This is a genomic window from Methylobacterium tardum (assembly GCF_023546765.1).
Classification (GTDB): Bacteria; Pseudomonadota; Alphaproteobacteria; order Rhizobiales; family Beijerinckiaceae; genus Methylobacterium; species Methylobacterium tardum.
The window spans coordinates 1,926,570-1,944,734 of the sequence record NZ_CP097484.1; the positions used below are offsets into that span (position 1 = coordinate 1,926,570).

General features: G+C 71.7%; 13 protein-coding genes and 3 pseudogenes. 4 read left to right on the forward strand and 12 right to left on the reverse strand.

The window, feature by feature from the left end; genetic code table 11:
• Positions 1-82: 82 nt before the first annotated feature.
• Genes M6G65_RS09055 through msuE form a run of 5 tightly spaced genes read right to left on the reverse strand, consistent with a single transcriptional unit; the run spans position 83 to position 4,327 of the window.
• Entirely contained in the window at positions 83-934 is an 852-nt protein-coding gene (locus M6G65_RS09055; protein ID WP_250103840.1) for an ABC transporter ATP-binding protein, read from the reverse strand.
• Entirely contained in the window at positions 934-1,716 is a 783-nt protein-coding gene (gene ssuC / locus M6G65_RS09060) for an aliphatic sulfonate ABC transporter permease SsuC (RefSeq protein ID WP_250103841.1), read from the reverse strand. The genes M6G65_RS09055 and ssuC overlap by 1 nt, the downstream gene beginning before the upstream one ends.
• The gene (locus tag M6G65_RS09065; protein ID WP_238195764.1) at positions 1,716-2,777 is read right to left on the reverse strand and encodes a sulfonate ABC transporter substrate-binding protein; all 1,062 of its coding nucleotides are present in this window, start codon (positions 2,775-2,777) and stop codon (positions 1,716-1,718) included. The genes ssuC and M6G65_RS09065 overlap by 1 nt, the downstream gene beginning before the upstream one ends.
• 15 nt (positions 2,778-2,792) lie before the next feature.
• Complete coding sequence (locus tag M6G65_RS09070; RefSeq protein ID WP_238195763.1) at positions 2,793-3,752, reverse strand: aliphatic sulfonate ABC transporter substrate-binding protein; 960 nt, start codon at positions 3,750-3,752, stop codon at positions 2,793-2,795.
• An 8-nt stretch (positions 3,753-3,760) separates the two neighbouring features.
• On the reverse strand, positions 3,761-4,327 hold the full coding sequence (gene msuE / locus M6G65_RS09075; RefSeq protein ID WP_250103842.1) for an FMN reductase: 567 nt from the start codon (positions 4,325-4,327) through the stop codon (positions 3,761-3,763).
• Positions 4,328-4,984: 657 nt separating this feature from the next.
• Between msuE and M6G65_RS09080 the strand changes: the two are divergent.
• Positions 4,985-5,728, forward strand: a pseudogene (locus tag M6G65_RS09080) (SMP-30/gluconolactonase/LRE family protein); the annotation flags it as partial.
• A 179-nt stretch (positions 5,729-5,907) separates the two neighbouring features.
• Here the strand turns inward: M6G65_RS09080 and M6G65_RS09085 are convergent.
• The 5 genes from M6G65_RS09085 to M6G65_RS09105 all read right to left on the reverse strand — a co-directional run bounded on the left by M6G65_RS09085 (position 5,908) and on the right by M6G65_RS09105 (position 11,575).
• Positions 5,908-6,108, reverse strand: a complete 201-nt coding sequence (locus M6G65_RS09085) for a hypothetical protein (protein WP_192709222.1) — start codon at positions 6,106-6,108, stop codon at positions 5,908-5,910.
• 276 nt (positions 6,109-6,384) lie between these two features.
• Entirely contained in the window at positions 6,385-7,914 is a 1,530-nt protein-coding gene (locus M6G65_RS09090) for a carbohydrate porin (protein ID WP_238195760.1), read from the reverse strand.
• A 72-nt stretch (positions 7,915-7,986) separates the two neighbouring features.
• Positions 7,987-8,913, reverse strand: coding sequence for a Gfo/Idh/MocA family protein (locus M6G65_RS09095; protein WP_238195759.1), 927 nt, complete (start codon positions 8,911-8,913; stop codon positions 7,987-7,989).
• A 1-nt stretch (position 8,914) separates the two neighbouring features.
• On the reverse strand, positions 8,915-9,895 hold the full coding sequence (araD1, locus tag M6G65_RS09100) for an AraD1 family protein (RefSeq protein WP_238195758.1): 981 nt from the start codon (positions 9,893-9,895) through the stop codon (positions 8,915-8,917).
• Positions 9,896-9,967: 72 nt separating this feature from the next.
• Positions 9,968-11,575 carry an aldehyde dehydrogenase (NADP(+)) gene (locus M6G65_RS09105; protein ID WP_238195757.1) on the reverse strand — a complete coding sequence of 536 codons (1,608 nt, stop codon included), beginning with the start codon at positions 11,573-11,575 and terminating at the stop codon, positions 9,968-9,970.
• Between the two features lie 145 nt (positions 11,576-11,720).
• Between M6G65_RS09105 and M6G65_RS09110 the strand changes: the two genes are divergently transcribed.
• On the forward strand, positions 11,721-12,461 hold the full coding sequence (locus M6G65_RS09110) for a FadR/GntR family transcriptional regulator (RefSeq protein WP_238195756.1): 741 nt from the start codon (positions 11,721-11,723) through the stop codon (positions 12,459-12,461).
• A 350-nt stretch (positions 12,462-12,811) separates the two neighbouring features.
• Here M6G65_RS09110 and M6G65_RS09115 read toward each other — a convergent pair.
• Positions 12,812-14,612: pseudogene (locus M6G65_RS09115) on the reverse strand (IlvD/Edd family dehydratase).
• Positions 14,609-15,760 (reverse strand): aldose epimerase family protein, encoded by a 1,152-nt coding sequence (locus tag M6G65_RS09120; RefSeq protein ID WP_238195754.1) that lies wholly within the window; start codon positions 15,758-15,760, stop codon positions 14,609-14,611. Before M6G65_RS09120 ends, M6G65_RS09115 begins: the two are co-directional and overlap by 4 nt.
• Positions 15,761-15,915: 155 nt before the next feature.
• Here M6G65_RS09120 and M6G65_RS09125 point away from each other — a divergent pair, with 155 nt between their 5' ends.
• The gene (locus M6G65_RS09125) at positions 15,916-17,244 is read left to right on the forward strand and encodes a sugar MFS transporter (protein ID WP_238195753.1); all 1,329 of its coding nucleotides are present in this window, start codon (positions 15,916-15,918) and stop codon (positions 17,242-17,244) included.
• Positions 17,245-17,271: 27 nt separating this feature from the next.
• Positions 17,272-18,134 (forward strand): annotated as a pseudogene (locus M6G65_RS09130) (SMP-30/gluconolactonase/LRE family protein).
• The last annotated feature ends 31 nt before the right edge of the window (positions 18,135-18,165 follow it).

Sequence of the window (18,165 nt, forward strand, 5' to 3'; positions counted from 1 at the left end):
AAAAGCCGGATCCGACGTCTCGCATCCGGCGATCTTCAAGAGCTAGGGCAGGCTGCCGCTTCGGGGCAACGGCGGCCTGCTATCAATCGCTCGGCTGCGTGCCGAGCAGGTGATCGAGGATGCGGCCCTCGAGGCGGGCGAGATCCGGGTCGCCGCGCCGGCGCGGGCGCGGCACGTCGACCCGCAAGTCGAGGGCGATCCGGCCTTCTTCGACCACGAGGATGCGGTCGGCCAGCGCCACCGCCTCGGCGACGTCGTGCGTGACGAGGAGCGCCGTGAACCCCTGCGCCTGCCAGATCCGCTCGATTAGGTCCTGCATGCCGATCCGGGTCAGGGCGTCGAGGGCGCCGAGCGGCTCGTCGAGGGCGAGCAGGCCCGGCCGGCTCACCAGCGCCCGGGCCAGCGCCACGCGCTGCCGCTGGCCGCCCGACAGGGTGGCGGGCCACTGCCCGGCCTTGTCGGAGAGGCCGACCTCGGCCAGCGCGGCGAGCGCCCGCTCCCGGCGCTCGGCCCGGGAGCCGTGGCCGGACAGGCCGACCGCGACGTTGTCGGCGACCCGCGCCCAGGGCAGCAGGCGCGGCTCCTGGAACATGATCCGCTTCGGCGGCTCGGACCGGCGCGGGCTGCTGCTGTCCGGCTTCTCGAGGTCGATGCGGCCGCCGGTCGGCGTCTCGAGGCCGAGGATCAGGCGCAGCAGGGTGCTCTTGCCGCAGCCGGAGCGTCCGACCACCGCGGTGAACCCCCCGGCCGGCAGGAACAGGTTCAGGCCCTCGATGACGGCGTTGCCGTCGAAGCTCTTGTGCAGGTCGCGGACGGTGACGGCGATCCCGCGGCCGGCAGGCTCCGCGAGGGTGCGCGCCGGCGCGGCGGCGGCCGGCCGGGGATCGGTGCCGAGGTCGGGAAGGGCCTCGCGGCGGACGGCGTCGAGCAGCATCAGGCGCTCCTGTAGGCGGGGTTCCAGGCGAGGCAGGCGCGCTCGAGCTGGCGGGTCAGGGCGTCGGCGAGCTTGCCGAGGGCGGCGTAGATCAGGATCGCCAGCACGACGACGTCGGCGAGCATGAACTCGCGGGCCTGCATGGCCATGTAGCCGAGCCCCGAGGAGGCCGAGATCGTCTCGGCGACGATCAGCGTCAGCCACATGATGCCGAGTGCGTAGCGCAGGCCGACGAAGATCGACGGCAGGGCGCCGGGCAGCACCACCCGGGTGAACAGCTCCGTGCGGGACATGCCGTAGACCCGGCCCATCTCCACGAGGCCCGGATCCACCGAGCGGATGCCGTGCAGGGTGTTGGCGTAGATCGGGAAGAACACGCCGAGCGCGACCAGGAACAGCTTGGCCTCCTCGCCGATGCCGAACCACAGGATCACCAGCGGGATCAGCGACAGGTGGGGCACGTTGCGCACCATCTGCACCGAGGTGTCGGTCAGCCGCTCCGACAGGCGCGACAGGCCGTTGGCGAGGCCGAGCGCGAAGCCGATGCCGCCGCCGACCACGAAGCCCGCCAGCGCCCGCAGGGTGCTGACCCCGAGATTGGTCCAGAGCTCCCCGGTCCGCCCGGCCTCCCAGCCGGCCCGGACCACGTCGAGGGGCGCCGGCATGAACCGGTTGGAGACCAGGCCGGCCGAGACCGCGGCCTGCCAGCCCAGCAGGATCACCGCTGGCACCAGCCAGGGTAGGGCCGTGTCGCGCAGACGCTCGAGCTTGGAGGGGCGCATCAGCGGTTCTCCGTCCGCTTCTCGGACTTGATGTCGTTCGTGGGCCCGGGCGGCGTCCACACGGCGTCGGCGACCCGGATCGGTTTTGGCAGGAGGCCGAGACCGTGGAAGGCGTCGGCCACCTTCTGCTGGTCGGCGATCGCCGTCGCGTCGAGGGGAGCGACGCCGTAGGACAACCGCCCCAGCGCGACGCTGAGGACCGGCGCGGGAATGCCCACCGAGGGGGCGAGTTCCGCCGCCACCGCCTCGGCATGGCCCTCGGCCCAGGCATCGACCTCCCCGATCGCCTTGAGCACGGCCGAGACGATCTCGGGGCTCGCATCCGTGAAGCCGCGCCGGGACAGGTAGAACTGCCGGTTGGGGGCGAGCGCCTGACCGTTGACCCCTCGCCCGTCGACCCCCTGCCCGTCGACCAGGACCCGGGCCCCGGTGGCGCGCTCGGCGGCGGCCTGGAACGGATCCCAGATCACCCAGGCGTCGACGGAGCCGCGCACGAAGGCGGCGTTGGCGTCGGCCGGCGCCAGGAAGGCGAGCTTCACGGCGTCGTAGGGCACGCCGGCCTGCTCCAGGGCGCGCACCAGCAGGTAATGGACGTTCGAGCCCTTGTTGAGCGCGATGGTCTTGCCGCGCAGCTCGGCGACGCTGCGGATCGGGCTGTCCTTGGGCACGAGGATCGCCTCGCCCCGTGGCGCCGGCGGCTCGGTGGCGACGTAGCGCAGCTCCGGGCTCGCGGCCTGGGCGAAGATCGGCGGCGCTTCGCCCGCCGAGCCGAAATCGATCGCCCCGGCATTCAGCGCCTCCAGCAGCGGCGGCCCGGACGGGAATTCCGACCAGGCCACCGTCGTGCCCAACGGCTGGAGCGCCTTCTCCAGGGTGCCGCGACCCTTCAGCAGCACGAGGGAGCCGTATTTCTGGTAGCCGATCCGGATGCTCCCGGCCGCGCGGGCGGGGCGCAGCATCGCGGCCGCCGCGAGGCCGAGTCCGGCGGACAGAAGCAGCCGGCGGTTCGGAGCGAGTCCGGCGGGCAGCAGGGACAGGGGGCGGAGCGATCGGTCGGTCATGGATCTCGAGAGGCGTCAGCCGTTGCGGGCGGGGGATGTCCAGACCGCGTCGGCGATGCGGATCGGCTTCGGGATCAGTTTGAGGGCGTGGAAGCGATCGGCGACCCGCTGCTGCTCGGCGGCGACGCGGTCGGTCATCGGGCCGATCACGTAGTCGGTCCGGTCCACCGCCCGCCGCGTCGCGGCCAGCGGCACGCCCGTGCCCTGTGACAGGAGTTCCGCCACCGCACCGCGGTGCTGCGTGCACCAGGCCGCCACCTCGCCGAGCGCGTCGATCACCGCGGTGAGCACCGGGGCGCGGCTCTCCGCGAAGGGCCGGCTCGCCAGGAAGAAGGTGTTCTGCGGGGTGATGTCGGTGGCGCGGGCCAGCACGCGCACCCCCTCCCCCTGCTCGGCGATAGCGAAATACGGGTCCCAGATTGTCCAGGCGTCGATGCTGCCCCGGGCAAAGGCGGCCGCCGCATCCGCGGGCGCCAGCGTCACCGGCTCAATGTCGGCGTAGCTCAGGCCGGCCTTCTCCAGCGCCGCGATGGTCAGGTTGTGGGAGCTCGACGCCTTGGCGAAGGCGACGCGCTTGCCCTTCAGCGCGGCGAGGCTGCGGATCGTGGAATCCTTCGGCAGCAGGATCCCGGCACCGGACCCGCCGGCCTCCTGAGCGGCCGCGTAAACGAGGTTCGAGCGGGCGGCCTGCGCGAAGATCGGCGGCGCATCGCCGGTCTGGCCGAGATCGATGCCATCCAGCGACAGGGCTTCCAGCAGCGGTGGCCCGAAGGAGAACTCGACCCAGCGCACCGACTGCCCGAGGGGCTCCAGGCGCCTCTCAATGATTCCCTGCTGCTTGGCGACGACCAGGATGCCGTTCTTCTGGTAACCGATGCGCACCAAGCCGGACTCGGCCGCGACGGCGCGCCGGGCCGGAGCCGGTGCAAGGGGAAGGGCCGCGAGGGCGGCCAGCAGGGCGCGTCGGTCGAGCATCGGCCGCCCTACTCCGCTGCGGCAAGCGCGAGCGGGGCGGCACGATGGAGGAGCAGCGCGGCGAGCTGCCCGCCCGCCTCGGTGGCGCGGGCGCGCACGCCGCCCTCGGTGAGCACGCCGTCGCTGAAATCGGAATCGGAGGCGTAGACCGCCGTCGGGATCTGGAGCGCGCCGAAGAATCCGAAGAGCGGCCGGAAGGCGTGCTCGACCACGAGGGCGTGGCGCGGGCCACCGCCGGTGGCCACGATGGCCACGGGCTTGCCGGCCAGCGCTGCCGGATCGGCGAGGTCGAACAGGTGCTTGAACAGGCCGGTATAGGCGCCCTTGTAAACCGGCGAGCCGACCACGAGCCCGTCCGCCTCCTCGATCGCCGCGAGCACGCTGCGGGCGGCCGGCGCGAGCTGGTCGCGGCTCCAGGCGGCACCGAGACCCGGACCGGCATCGGCGAAGTCGAGGATGCGGGCGTCGAGGGCGGCTTGGGCGCTCGCCTCGCGCAGCACCGCGTCCACCAGGGTGCGTGTCTTGGACGGGCGCTGCAGGTTCGCGCTCAGCCCGACGAGTCTCGGTCGTGTCATTCTCGATGCCTTGCGGTGGAGCGGGATGGCGAATCGCTCCCGTCGGGAGGAGCGGAGGCTGCGCGATCGGACATCCAAACTAGCCACCAGAATTGATGGCCGGCGCGACCGACGTCAATGAAACGGCTTTCCGAATTCGTCCCTGAGAGAAAAACATTCTCCTCACGATCCCGGTTTTCGAGCCTTGTTTTATCCCGCAGGATTCGCGGATTGCGCGCGGTCGATCGTGCCCGCTTGTCTGAAATCAGCCGTAGACGATGTTTTAGTCTCTTGAGCGAGCCATATCTGGGATAAATCACTCTCGGGCAGCTCATCGATGGGACATTCTGCTGATCCGCGATGATTTGTGCAGTGCGGTCCGGCGCGCGCATCCGGTGCCGAGTCGAACGGGCTGCCTCAGGGCCGAGAACCCGGGCTGCCCGGCACGGTTGTCCGGGCTGAGCGGTCTCAAGGCCCCGTCCGGGCCCCGCTCTCATGCCGCCCGTGGCGCCGCCCGGAACCGGAGGACGGTGCCGACCGGGTGTCGACCCGGCGCGGGACCATCCCGGGAAGGAACCTGATCCCGCCATGCCAGACCTGCTGCGTCCTGCCGGACCGTCCGATCCGGTTCCGCATGTCGATCCGCCGCAAGCGCAGGATCCCCGCTTCGCCGCCGTGATGCCGCCTGCGGCCCGGCTCGTCGCGCTCTACGATCAGGCGGTGTTCTGCGAGGGGCCGGTCTGGTGGCCGGCCCGCGGGATCCTGGCCTGGTCGGATATCGAGGGGCGGCGGGTTCTCGGCTGGCATCCGGATGGGCGGGTCGAGGTGGTGATCGACGCGACGCCGTTCATCAACGGCAACACGGTCGACCGCGACGGCCATCTCGTCCATTGCGAGCACGGCAACCGCCGCCTCTCCCGCACGCGACCGGACGGGCACTACGAGGTGCTGGTGGAGACCTACCGAGGCGACCGCTTCAACTCCCCCAACGACGTGGTCTGCGCCGCGGATGGGGCCCTGTGGTTCAGCGACCCGGCCTACGGGCTCACCACGCCGCGGCAGGGCCGCCTCGCCGAGTCCGATCTCGGCCATCACAGCGTCTACCGCTTCGATCCGGCCAGCGCCGCCCTGACGCGCGTGGCCGAGCTCGGACAGCCCAACGGCCTCGCCTTCGCGCCCGACGGGCGCACGCTCTACGTCACCGACACGTCCCGCACGGCGGGGGGCGACGGGCACACGATCTACGCCTACCCGGTGGCGGCCGATCAGACGCTGGGCGAGCGGCGCGTCGTCGCCGAGGTCGAGCCGGGCGTTCCGGACGGGCTGTGCGTCGACCACCGCGGCTGGATCTGGACGAGTTCCGAGGCCGGCATTCAGGTCCTCTCGGCGGACGGCCACCGGCTCGGGCTGATCCCGACCCCGCAGGTCTGCTCGAATTGCTGCTTCGGTCCGGGCGAGGCGCGCCTGTTCATCACGTCCAAGGCGCATCTCTACGCGATCGACTTGGCCGCCGGGCCGGCTGAGCGCGCCCGGCGCGGCGTCGCGCACGAAAAAGGGCCAGCCGCGATGGCTGGCCCCGATCATTCGCCGCGGCGACGAACTTACTCGGCCGCGGTCATCTCGGCCGTGAAGTGGCCGCACCAGTCGCTCGACGAGACCACCGGCCACAGGCCCTTGGATTCCGGCTCCGGCTGGCTGACCGGCGGGTTGAACCGGCACAGGCCGGCATCGCCCAGGGCGGCGGCGCCATTGCCCTTGTGCTCGTCGAAGAACTTGCAGCTCTCGCAATGCGCGTTGGCCATGTCGCGGGTCTCCTGATCGGATCGGCGTCGTGCCGTTCTCTCTTGCGAATTAGAACAACTATAATCTGGGAGTCAATGCGGAGCCGGTCCGGAGGTTCCGGCGGATGGCGCACCATCCCGGGTATCGGCCCCTCCCCGGCCGGGCGCCCAACGGCGCCGGCTCATCCGGGCGTAAAGGTGGCCCTGAAAACGGTGCGGCCGCGCGGAGGATCCGCGCGGCCGGTCTCGATCGGCTCTCTGCGTCGCGGGCCGGCCCGCGATGGCCGGGAGCCGGCGTCAGTTGCTGCCCGGCCCCTTTGCGAGGCCTGCCAGGGTGAACAGGTCCACCGACAGCTTCGCGCCGACCACGACGGCATCTGGGATCGCCCGCGGCCGGAAGGCGAATTTCTCCTGCGGCTGCGGGTTGATGACGTATTGCAGGTTCGGCATCAGGCGCACCGCCGGGGTGAGCTGGATGCCGTAGCTCAGCTCCAGGATGGTCTGCGTGGCGGCGATGCCGCGGTTGTCGAGGCCGAGCGACGCGCGCGCGGCCCGGTAATTGGCGAGGCCGAGCGGGGAGAAATGCTCCAGCGCGAAGCCGACGCCCAGAGTGTCGTAGGGACGGCCCGGGAAGGTGCCGGTGAGGACGGCGCCGCCGTTCAGGAAGTAATCCTCATACTGGCGGCCGCCCGTTCCGGCGAGGAACGCGCCGAACAGGGTCAGGCCCTGGACGGCGGTCGAATCCGGTCGCCAGACCATCTGGTCGAACCGGGCGTAGATCGCCGACCGGCCGAACCGGGTCAGCGGGTCGAGACCGCTGAGCAGGTAAGAGCCGCGGCGGACGTCCTGCACCGGATCCTTGTAGTCCGACTGGTCGATGATGGCGCCGATGCCGTAGTTGCGCGGCAGCGGGTCGTTGCCGAAATTGGTCGAGTAGCCGACCTCCACCGGCACCACGACGCCGGTGGCGCCCCGGGTCGACCAGTCGATGCCGTTCTGGTCATCCTGCTGATCGCGCGGATTCACCTCGTAGACGCCGGCATGCACGAATACACTGTCGGTGACCCAGGCCTTGCCGTGAGCGCCCCAAGTGGCGATCGGCCACCATGTCAGGTTCGTCATCTTGAACACCCCCTTCGGAGCGCCGCAGATGCCGTTGTTCTGGAAGTTGCAGTAGAACGGCGAGGCCAGGAAGTTCGGGTTGGCCAGGAGGCGGCCGACCTCGACGTCGAGGCGGTTGTCGAACAGCTTCTGCTCGTAGGACAGCGACGAGAGATGCGCGGTCTGGCCGCCGCCGTAGATCTCCTGCACGCTGGTGGTGTTGCCGATGAAGTCGTTCGACAGGCTGCGCCCGTGGCGCTCCGTCACGATGGCGTGGACCGCGCCGCCGTCGATCCCGGCGAGGCGGCCGAGATCGGCGTCGAGGCCGAAGAACACTTGGCCGGCATAATCCGAGCCCTGGCGGATCCCACCCTTCGGGTTGGCGGCGAACTCGCCCGTGTAGTTCAGGACCATGGTGATCCCGTTGCCCAGGTCGAGCGTGCCGGGCGGCAGGCTGGGCGGGGCCGCGGTGCTGCCCTGCGCGATGCTCGAGGCCGCCGCGCTGCTGGCACCCGCGAAGCTCCGGGCCTCACGGATGGTCCGGCGCCGGGCGCGGTTCGCGCGGTACTGGGCCTTCTGCGCGCGGCTCGCCTTCGGGCCCGGCCGCACCAGAGCCGGTGCCCCGTCGAGGGCGGGATCCGCCTGTTGTGCCTCGGCCGGCCCTATGCCCGCCGAGACCGTGGCGGCGCACAAGGCGAGCGCCGCCCATCGCGTGGTCTTCCTCATGATTGACTCCCCCAGTGACGCGCGGCCCTGATCGGCTCTGTCGCGTTCGTGTTCCGCTCGGACCCGTGCCGGTCAGTCCGTGAAGGCCTCCACGAGCCGGCGCTCGCCGCGCAGGAAGGCGTCGGCGACATGGGTGAGCGGATTCAGGTCGACCTCGCTGGCGCCGGAGCGGACCAGGGCGGCGAAACGGTCGTAGAGGCCGCGGTACTCGGCCTCGGGCGGCAGCGGCTGGTCCCGGCCGTCGATCGTGAGGACCGCGCCGCCCCGCGACAGCACCAGGACGCCGTCTTCGGTCTCGACCCGGATGTCCCAGGTCTGCGGGCCGGTCTGGCGCCAATCGAACACCGCCCGGATCGGGGTGCCGGCGGCGTCCGTGAAGCGCAGGTCGGCGGCGATCGGCGCCTGCCGGTTCTCCGGCACCGACAGCGTCGCGCCGGTCAGGAAGAAGGGCGGCAGGATGTGGGTCGCGATCGACAGGGCGTTGATCCCCGGATCGAACACGCCCATCCCGCCGGTTTCCCAGATCCAGTCCTGGCCCGGGTGCCAGTGGCGGACATCCTCCATCCAGGCGATCGACACCGCGCGGATCCGGCGCCCCGCCAGCCAGCGCCGCGCGGGCTCGACGCCGGACGCGTACCGGGAGTGCCAGCTCGCGAAGAGGCTCACGCCCCGCGCCCGCGCCGCCGCCGCGAGAAGCCCGATCTCGGCCAGGCTCGCCCCCGGGGGCTTCTCCAGGAAGACGTGGAGCCCCGCCTCGATCGCCGCCAGGCCGGCCTCGAACCGCGCCTGCGGCGGCTGGCACAGGGCCACCGCCTCGAGACCGTGCCGGCCCGCGAGCATCTCGGGCAGGGTCCGGTAGTTCGGCACCCCGTCATACGTGCCCTGGCGGCTCGCCACCGCCGCCAGGGTGTAGTCCGGCGAGGCGCCGATCACCGGCAGGTGCTGGTCGCGGGCGATCTTGCCGACGCCCACCAGCCCGATGCGGATCGGGTTCGCCATCTCACAGCACCGTCACGGCTGGATCGGCCGCCGGGGCGACCGCCAGCGCATTGCGCAGGGGCAGCGCGAACGGGGCGGCTTCGATCTCGAACACGTCGCCGGGCCGGGCGGTGACGCCGTCGCTGAACGACAGGGTGGCGGTCCCGAAGAAGTGGACATGCACGTCGCCGGGCCGGCGGAACGGTGCGTATTTAAAGTGGTGCCGCTCCAAATTCGCGATCGTGTGGGACATGTTCGCCTCCCCCGAGAGGAACGGCTTCTCCCAGAGCACGGTGCCGCCGCGCAGGATGCGGCTCACGCCGCGCACGTCCGGCGGCAGAGCGCCGAGCCACAGCTCCGGGCCGAGCGCGGCCGGGCGGAGCTTCGAATGCGCGAGCCACAGGTAGTTGCCGCGCTCCGTGACGTGGTCGGAGAACTCGTTGGCGAGGGCGAAGCCGAGGCGCACCGGCGTGCCGTCGGCGGCGATCAGGTAGATCCCGGCGATCTCCGGCTCCTCGCCGCCGTCGAGGGCGAAGGCCGGCGAGACCAGCGGCTCGCCGGAGGCGACCAGGCAGGAGCCGTCGCCCTTGTAGAACCATTCGGGCTGGACGCCCGTCTCTCCCGGCGCCGGCTTGCCGCCCTCGACGCCCATCCGGAACATGCGCATCGAGTCGGTCGGCGCCGGATCGGCCGCCGCGGCGCGGTGCATCTTGTCCCGGCCCTCCGCGGAGCCGAGATGCGTCAGGCCGGTGCCGCTGAGCAGCAGGTGCGCGGGATCCGCGTGGTCGATCGGCGGGAGCAGGTGCACGGCGTCGAGATCGACGGCCTCGCCCAGCCCGGCCCGGACCGCCGTCGCGGCCAGATCATTCCCGGCCGCCAGGGCCTTTCGCGCCAGCGCGAGGACGCTGTCGACGCCCAGAACCTGCCGGACCCGACCGTCGGCCAGCAGCGCGACGCCCCGCGTCCCGTCAGCGCGACGGAATTGTAGGAGTGATCGTCCCATGTTGCGTTCCTCCCGGGAGCGGCCGCAATGGGCGGCTCCGAAGACGCGCCTTCTGCGGGCGCGATGGCTTGGTCAGCTTCCAGGCGGCGGGTTGACGACGCCGTCGATCCGGCGGGCGAGGCGCCAGGTATTATCCGGGCGGAGGGGCGCCGGCAGGAGCGCGTCGGGCAGGTCCTGGTAGCAGACCGGGCGCAGGAACCGCTCGATCGCCAGGGTGCCGACCGAGGTGCTGCGGCTGTCCGACGTCGCCGGGAACGGGCCGCCATGCACCATCGCGGGGGCGACCTCCACGCCGGTGGGCCAGCCATTGGCGAGGATGCGGCCGGCCTTGCGCGCCAGCAGCGGCACCAGCCCGGCGGCGAGATGCTCGTCCGCGCGGTCGAGGTGCAGCGTCGCGGTGAGCTGCCCCCCGAGAGCCTCGATGACCCGGATGAGCTCCGCCATGTCGGCGGCCGCGACCAAGATCGCCGCGGGTCCGAACATCTCGTCGGCGAGCGCGGGGTCCGCGAGGAAGGTGCGCGCGTCCGTGCGCAGCAGGGCGGCGGGGGCGCCGCCCGGCCCGGCCGAGCCTCCGCGCGCCGCAACGGTCACGCCCGGGCGGGCCGCCATCGCGGCGACCGCGTGCTGGAAGCGGTCGCGGATGTCGGCGGTCAGCATCGTGTGCGGCACGCTCGCCCGGATCGCCGCTCCGGCCGCCTCCGCGAAGGCGTCGAGTTCGGGACCCGCGATCCCGATCAGCAGGCCCGGATTGGTGCAGAACTGGCCGGCGCCGAGCGTCAGCGACTGGACGAAGCCGGTCGCGAGGGCGGTCCCTCGGTCCCGCAGGGCGCCGGGCAGGAGCAGGACGGGATTGACCGCGCTCATCTCGGCATAGACCGGGATCGGCTCGGGACGGCCGGCCGCCACCCGCATCAGCGCGAGCCCGCCCCCGCGCGACCCGGTGAAGCCCACGGCCTTGATCCGGGGGTCGGCGACCAGCGCGGCGCCGAGGGCATCCGATGGTCCCGGCAGGTAAGAGAACACGCCCGCATGCAGGCCCGCGGCGGCCAAAGCCGCGCGCAGGGCCCGCGCCACCAGCTCCCCGGTTCCGGGATGGGCGGGGTGACCCTTCACCACGACCGGGCAGCCGGCCGCCAGGGCCGAGGCGGTGTCGCCGCCCGCCACCGAGAAGGCGAGCGGGAAGTTGCTCGCTCCGAACACCGCCACCGGCCCGATCGCGACATGGCGCCGGCGCAGGTCCGGCCGCGGCAGCGGCTGTCGCACCGGCAGTGCCGGATCGATCGTCGCCCGCACCCATGCGCCCGACCGGACGAGATCCGCAAACAGGCGGAGCTGGCCGACCGTGCGGGCCCGCTCGCCCTCCAGGCGCGCGCGGGGCAGCCCAGTCTCGGCCATCGCCCGTTCGATGAGGAACGGGCCGAGATCGGCGATGCCCGCCGCCGCCGCTTCCAGGACCTGTGCGCGCGTCTCGGGATCGGTCTCCGAGAAGCTGGGGAACGCCGCGTCGGCGAGGGCGCAGGCCGCCTCGACCTCCCGTGTTCCGGCCACCGCGAATCGCGGTTCCAGTGCCGCCCCGGTCGCCGGATCGAACGCCTGGAAGGTCTCCTCGGTCGTCACCTCCGCGGCGCCGATCAGGGCGCTGCCCCGGATCGCTCCGGTCTCTGCAGCTTGTTTACTCATACAATTAAACTAGGTCAGTTTGCTCTGCGCCGCAAGCGCCACGACCTGCCCGCCCAGGGGGTGTCGCCGCTTGCGCTCCTACAACTTCCAAGTACGATCGCGGCGATCCTGCCCCGGACCGGTGGCTCGGACCGGAGGTGACGTGGTGAGGCAGGGTCGCGGTCTGGAGGATATCAAGCTTCCGCTTGCCTCAGGCTCGCGTCGCATCCACGGATCGGTCGCCCGGGATCTGGGCGTCGCGATCCTGGGCGGCCGCTACGCGCCCGGCGACGTGCTGCCGGGCGAGATCGAGTTCTCGGAACAGCTGAACGTGTCGCGCACCGCGTATCGCGAGGCGATTCGCATCCTGAGCGCCAAAGGTCTTGTCGAGAGCCGACCGCGCACCGGGACGCGGGTCAGCCAGCGGAGCCGGTGGAACCTGCTCGACCCGGATATCCTGGCCTGGGCCTTTGAGGCGGAGCCGAGCGAGACTTTCATCCGCGACCTGTTCGAGCTGCGGATGATCGTCGAGCCGGCCGCGGCCGCGCTGGCGGCTGAGCGGCGCTCGAGCCTCGACGTCGCCCGGATGGGCCACGCCCTCGAGGAGATGGGTCGCCACGGCCTCGCCACCGAAGCCGGGCGGGCCGCCGACCAAGCCTTTCACGACCTGATCCTGGAGGCCGCCCGCAATGGCCCCCTGATGGCCCTGTCGAGCTCCATCGCGGCCGCGGTCACCTGGACGACGATCTTCAAGTATCGGCGCCAGGTCCTACCGCGAGATCCGATGCCCGATCACCGGGCCCTCTACGAGGCGATCGTGTCGGGCGACCCGGCCGCCGCCCGCGCGACGATGACCGAGCTGATCCGCCTCGCCCTCTCCGACACCGAGATGGCGCTGCGGCCCTGAGGGGCCGGGTTTCCGCGGGCTTGCCCTGCGGCGGGTGATCAGGACGGAGCTCGGATGCGTCCGGCGGGTGAATCCGGGCAGCAGGCTCCGCCCCGAACCCTTCCAAGTGTTCGACCCAGCGCGTGCCGCGACCCGGCGCCGCCAGGTTCCTGCGGGCGGCGGTTCCGTCACCACCCAGTCATTCCGGGGCCGCGCAGCGGAGCCCGGAACCCAGAATCGCAGGTCGAGCCGGGATCTGCGCTGTTGGCGGCTCTGGATTCCGGGCTCGCCTGCGGCGCCCCGGAACGCTGAGGCGGAAGTCGAACCCGCAGGGCGATCCTGAACCCAGCCGGGTCCGGGATCGCCGCGTCTCAGTGGTTGTCGCGCGGCAGGCCGCTGGTCTGGGCGATCCGCTGAAAGTGCTCGGCGCCCTCCAGGATCGCGCCGGTATGCATCTGCCCGACGGCGGCGCGCTGCATCGCCTGCCAGGGGGTCTGCGAGGCCGGATAAGCGTAGCCGCCGGCCTCCTCCAGGGCGCGGCGGCGGCGGGCAATCTCGTCGGCATCGACCAGCATGTCGGCGGTGCCGCGGCGCAGATCGACCCGCACGCGGTCGCCGGTGCGCAGCAGGGCGAGGCCGCCGCCCGCCGCCGCCTCCGGTGAGGCGTTGAGGATCGACGGCGAGGCCGAGGTGCCGGACTGGCGCCCGTCGCCGAGGCACGGCAGCGCATGCACGCCGGCCCGGATCAGCTGCGCGGGCGGGCGCATGTTCACCACCTCGGCCGCTCCGGGATAGCCCACCGGCCCAGCCCCGCGCATCACCAAGAGGGTCTCCTCGGTGATCCCGAGGCCCGGATCGTCCGATCCGGGCGTGGTAATCCTCCGGCCCGTCGAACACCACGACGGGACCCTCGAACGCGTCGGGATCCTCAGGGTTCGAGAGGTAGCGGGCGCGGAATTCCGGGCCGATCACGCTGGTCTTCATCACCGCGGCCTCGAACAGGTTGCCGCGCAGGACCAGGAACCCGGCCGCCTCCTTGAGGGGCCGGTCGATCGGCCGGATCACGTCCTCGTCCTCGATCACGGCGCCGCGGCAATTCTCGCCGATGGAGCGCCCGTTCACCGTGCGCGCGTTCTCGCAGATCAGCCCGCGGCTCATCAGCTGCGCCACGACGGCCGGGAGGCTGCCGGCGCGGTAGTAATCCTCGCCGAGATAGGCGCCGGCCGGCTGCAGGTTCACCAGGAGCGGCACGTCGAGCCCGTAGGTCTGCCAGTCGGCGATATCGAGCTCGACCCCCATGTGCCGGGCGAGTGCCGCGAGATGGATCGGCGCGTTGGTCGAGCCGCCGATCGCCGAGTTGACCACGATGGCGTTGAGGAAGGCGTCACGGGTCAGGATGTCGGAGGGTTTCAGATCCTCCGCCACCATGGCGACGATGCGCTTGCCGGTCTCGTAGGCGACCTCCTGCCGGTCGCGGTAAGGCGCCGGGATCGCCGCCGAGCCGGGCAGCATCATGCCGAGCGCCTCGGCCAGGGTGTTCATCGTGGTGGCGGTCCCCATCGTGTTGCAGAAGCCGGTCGAGGGCGCCGACGAGGTCACGAGCTTGATGAAGCCGTCCTGGTCGATCTCGCCCGCCGCCAGCATCTCGCGGGCCTTCCAGACGATCGTGCCGGAGCCCGTGCGCTGGCCCTTGAACCAGCCGTTGAGCATCGGCCCCACCGACAGGGCGATGGCCGGGATGTTCACGGTGGCGGCCGCCATCAGGCAGGCCGGGGTGGTCTTGTCGCAGCCCGTGGTCAGCACGACCCCGTCGAGCGGGTAGCCGTAGAGCAGCTCCACGAGACCGAGATAGGCGAGGTTGCGGTCGAGCCCGGCGGTCGGCCGCTTGCCGGTCTCCTGGATCGGGTGGACGGGGAATTCGAGGGCGATCCCGCCCGCCTCGCGGATCCCCTCGCGGATCCGCTCCGCGAGGACGAGATGGTGGCGATTGCACGGGGACAGGTCCGAGCCGGTCTGGGCGATGCCGATGATCGGCTTGCCCGAGCGCAGCTCCTCCAGGCTGAGGCCGAAGTTCAGGTAGCGCTCGAGGTAGAGCGCCGTCATGTCGATATTGTCGGGGTTATCGAACCAGGCGCGCGAGCGCAGGGGCCGTGCAATCGGTCGGTCGGTCATTTGTGGGTCCGGTGGGCGGGGCTGGTCGAGAAGCGGTAGGTGATGACGTTCCGGTAGGTCTTGCCGGGATCCAGCCGGGCCGAGCCGAAGGCCGGCTGGTTCGGCGTGTCGGGGAACAGCTCCGGCTCCAGCGCCAGGGCGTCCGACTGCCGGTAGGCGAGGCCGGATTTACCCACCACGGTCGCGTTGAGGAAGTTGCCGGCGTAGAACTGCACGCCCGGCTGGTTGCTCGAGACGTCGAGAACGCGGCCCGAATCCGGATCCTCGACCCGTGCCACGAGGTGCGGCTCGGCCGTGGGCGCGTCCGTCACGACCCAGTTGTGGTCGTAGCCGCGCCCGCGCACGATCTGGACGTCCCGCCCGTCGCGGATGCGCGCGCCGATCACCGTGGGCGTGCGGAAATCGAAGGGCGTGCCCGCCACCGGCAGGTGCTCGCCGGTCGGGATCAGGGTGGCGTCGACCGGCGTGAAGCGCGCGGCCGGGATGGTCAGGACATTGTTCAGAATCGAGCGGCCCGACCCCTCGCCCGCGAGGTTGAAGAAGCTGTGGTTGGTCAGGTTGACGATCGTCGGCTTGTCGGTCGTGGCCTCGTAGGTCACCGAGAGGGTATCGCTCGCCTCCAGCGTGTAGGTGGCGGTCGCCGTCAGCGTGCCCGGATAGCCCTCCTCGCCGTCCGGGCTGACGTAGCGCAGGGTCACCGACGGGGCCGCGCCGCCCTTGACCGCGGTGATCGTCCAGAGCCGCTTGTCGAAGCCCGCGCTGCCGCCGTGCAGGGCGTTGGGTCCGTCGTTGGTGGCCAGCGCGTAGGTCTGGCCGTCGAGGGTGAAGCGCCCGGCGCGGATCCGGTTGGCGTAGCGCCCGACGCTCACGCCGAAATAGCTGCCCTTGTTCAGGTAGCTGGCGAGGTCGCTGTAGCCGAGCACGACGTCGGCCGCCTTGCCGGTCCGGTCCGGCACCTCAAGGGTCCGCAGCAGCGCCCCCCAGGACAGGATGCGCGCGGTGACGCCCTTGCCGTTGGTCAGGGTCACCTCCTCGACGGTGCGGCCGTCCGGCAGGGTGCCGAACACCGTCCGGGCCGGCTCGGCCGCCTGGGCCAGAGCCGGAAGTCCCGCGCAGGCGCAGAGCGCCACCGTTCCCAAGCCACGCATGGATCCCCCCTGTGTCGTGCTCCGTCCTGCCGGTCCTGCACCGACGCGTGACGGGCGGCCGCGGTTGACGTCCGCGGCCCCGATATATACTCAGACAAATGAAATCTACAACACGGTGCCCCGGCAAGGCGGCCCGATCGGAGAGGAAAGGCCCGATGGCAGGACCAATCGCGCGCGTCGATCTGTCCGCCGCCCGGACGGCTGCGGCGGTCGCGCGCGACCGGGGCGGCTACGGCGCGGCCCTGTCGCTGCTGGCGAGCCTGTTCTTCATGTGGGGCTTCATCACGGTCATCAACAACACGCTGCTGCCGCACCTGCGCAGCGTGTTCGACCTCGACTACACGCAGACCACGCTGATCGAGTCGGTCTGGTTCATCGCCTATTTCGTGGCCTCGATCCCGGCGGCGAAGCTGATCGCCCGCGTCGGCTACAAGCGCGCCCTGGTGACGGGCCTCGGCATCATGGCGCTCGGCACGCTCGGGATGGTCCTGGCGTCCCACCAGGTCTCCTACGCGATCACGCTCACCGCCCTGTTCGTGATCGCCAGCGGCATCACCCTGCTGCAGGTCGCCGCCAACCCCTACGTGGCGGTGGTCGGCCCGAGCGAGAGCGCCCCGGCGCGGCTCAACCTCGTGCAGGCGTTCAACTCCCTCGGGACCACCCTGGCGCCGCTGTTCGGCGGCTACCTGATCCTGGGCCGCTCCGCCTCCGGCAACGCCGCTGCCGGGACCGTGCTCACCCCCGCCGAGCGCCTGGCCGACGCGCAGTCGGTGCAGCTCCCCTACCTGATCGTGGCGGCGATCCTGGTGATGCTTGCCGTGGTGATCGCCCGGTTCCCGCTGCCCGCGATGGGCGGAGCGGACAGTGCCGCCGTGCCGGCCGCCAAGGCCGAGCGCGCCGGCCTGTCGCTCTGGCGCCACCGCAACCTCGTCCTCGGCGTGCCGGCGATCTTCATCTACCTGATCGCCGAGATCGGGGTCTCGAACCTGTTCATCAACTTCGTGGCGCAGCCCGAGATCGGCGACCTGACGCACGCCCAGGCCGCGCGCTACCTGTTCCTGCTCTGGGGTGGGATGATGGTCGGCCGTTTCGTCGGCAGCTATCTGATGCAGCGCCGGACGGCCGAGGCCGTGCTGGCCGGCGCGGCCATCGGCGCCTGCGCGGTGATGCTGGTCGCGGCCTTCGCCGCGGGCCCTGTGGCGATGTGGGCGCTGATCTCGGTCGGGCTGTTCCACGCGATCATGTTCCCGACGATCTTCACCCTCGGAATCCGCGGGCTCGGGCCGCTGACCGAGGCGGGATCGGGTCTGCTGATCATGGCGATCGCCGGCGGCTCGCTGGTGGTGGTGCAGGGCTGGGCCGCGGACCGGTTCGGATTGCAGCACGCCTTCCTGATCACGGCGGCCTGCGAGCTCTACGTCCTGTTCTACGCGCTCTGGGGCTGCCGGCCGGGCGTCTCCGGCTGCCGGTCCGAGGGCGCCTGATCGGCGATCGGACCAGAGAGGGGGACCATGGACCCGCAGATCCGCATCGTCGCCCGGGCCGAGCGCGACCGGCTCGGGGAGGGACCCGTCTGGGTGCCGGAGCGGGAGCGCCTCTTCTGGGTCGACATCGCGGCGCCGGCCCTGCGCTGGCTCGACCTCGCGAGCGGCGCGGTGGGCACCCGCCCCTTTCCGGAGCCGCTGGGCTGGATCATCCCCCGGGCCGGCCGGCGGGATTTCATCGTCGGCCTGAAGAGCGGATTTGCGGTCTTCGACCTCGAGGCCGACCGGCTGACCCCGATCGGCGATCCCGAGCCCGAATATCCGGACAACCGCCTGAACGACGCCAAGGTCGATGTCGCCGGCCGGATCTGGGCGGGGAGCATGCATGAGGCCGAGACCGCGGTCTCGGGCGCCCTGCACCGGCTCGACCCCGACTTGACCTGCGGCGGATGGACGGCGCGTACGGCGTGGCCAACGGCCCGACCTTCAGCCTCGACGGCCGGATCCTCTATCACAGCGACAGCGCCGCCCGGACGGTCTACGCCCTGGACCTCGCCGGGGACGGCACGCTGTCCGGCAAGCGGGCCTTCCTGCGCTTTCCGGACGCGTGGGGCTGGCCCGACGGAATGACCACGGATGCGGAGGGCTGCCTCTGGATCGCCCATTGGGGCGGCGCCCGGATCAGCCGCCTGGATCCGGAGGGGCGCCTGATGCGCGCGATCGCCCTCCCCGCCCCCAACATCACGAGCTGCGCCTTCGCGGGCGCGGACCTGAACCGCCTGTTCGTCACCTCGGCGTCGCGGGGTGCCGAGCACGTGCCGGAGGCCGGGGCCCTGTTCGAGCTCGATGTCGGCGTCAGAGGCCTGCCGCCCCGCGCCTTCGGCGGCTGAGGCGGTTCCCGCCCGGAACGCGCGGCCCGGT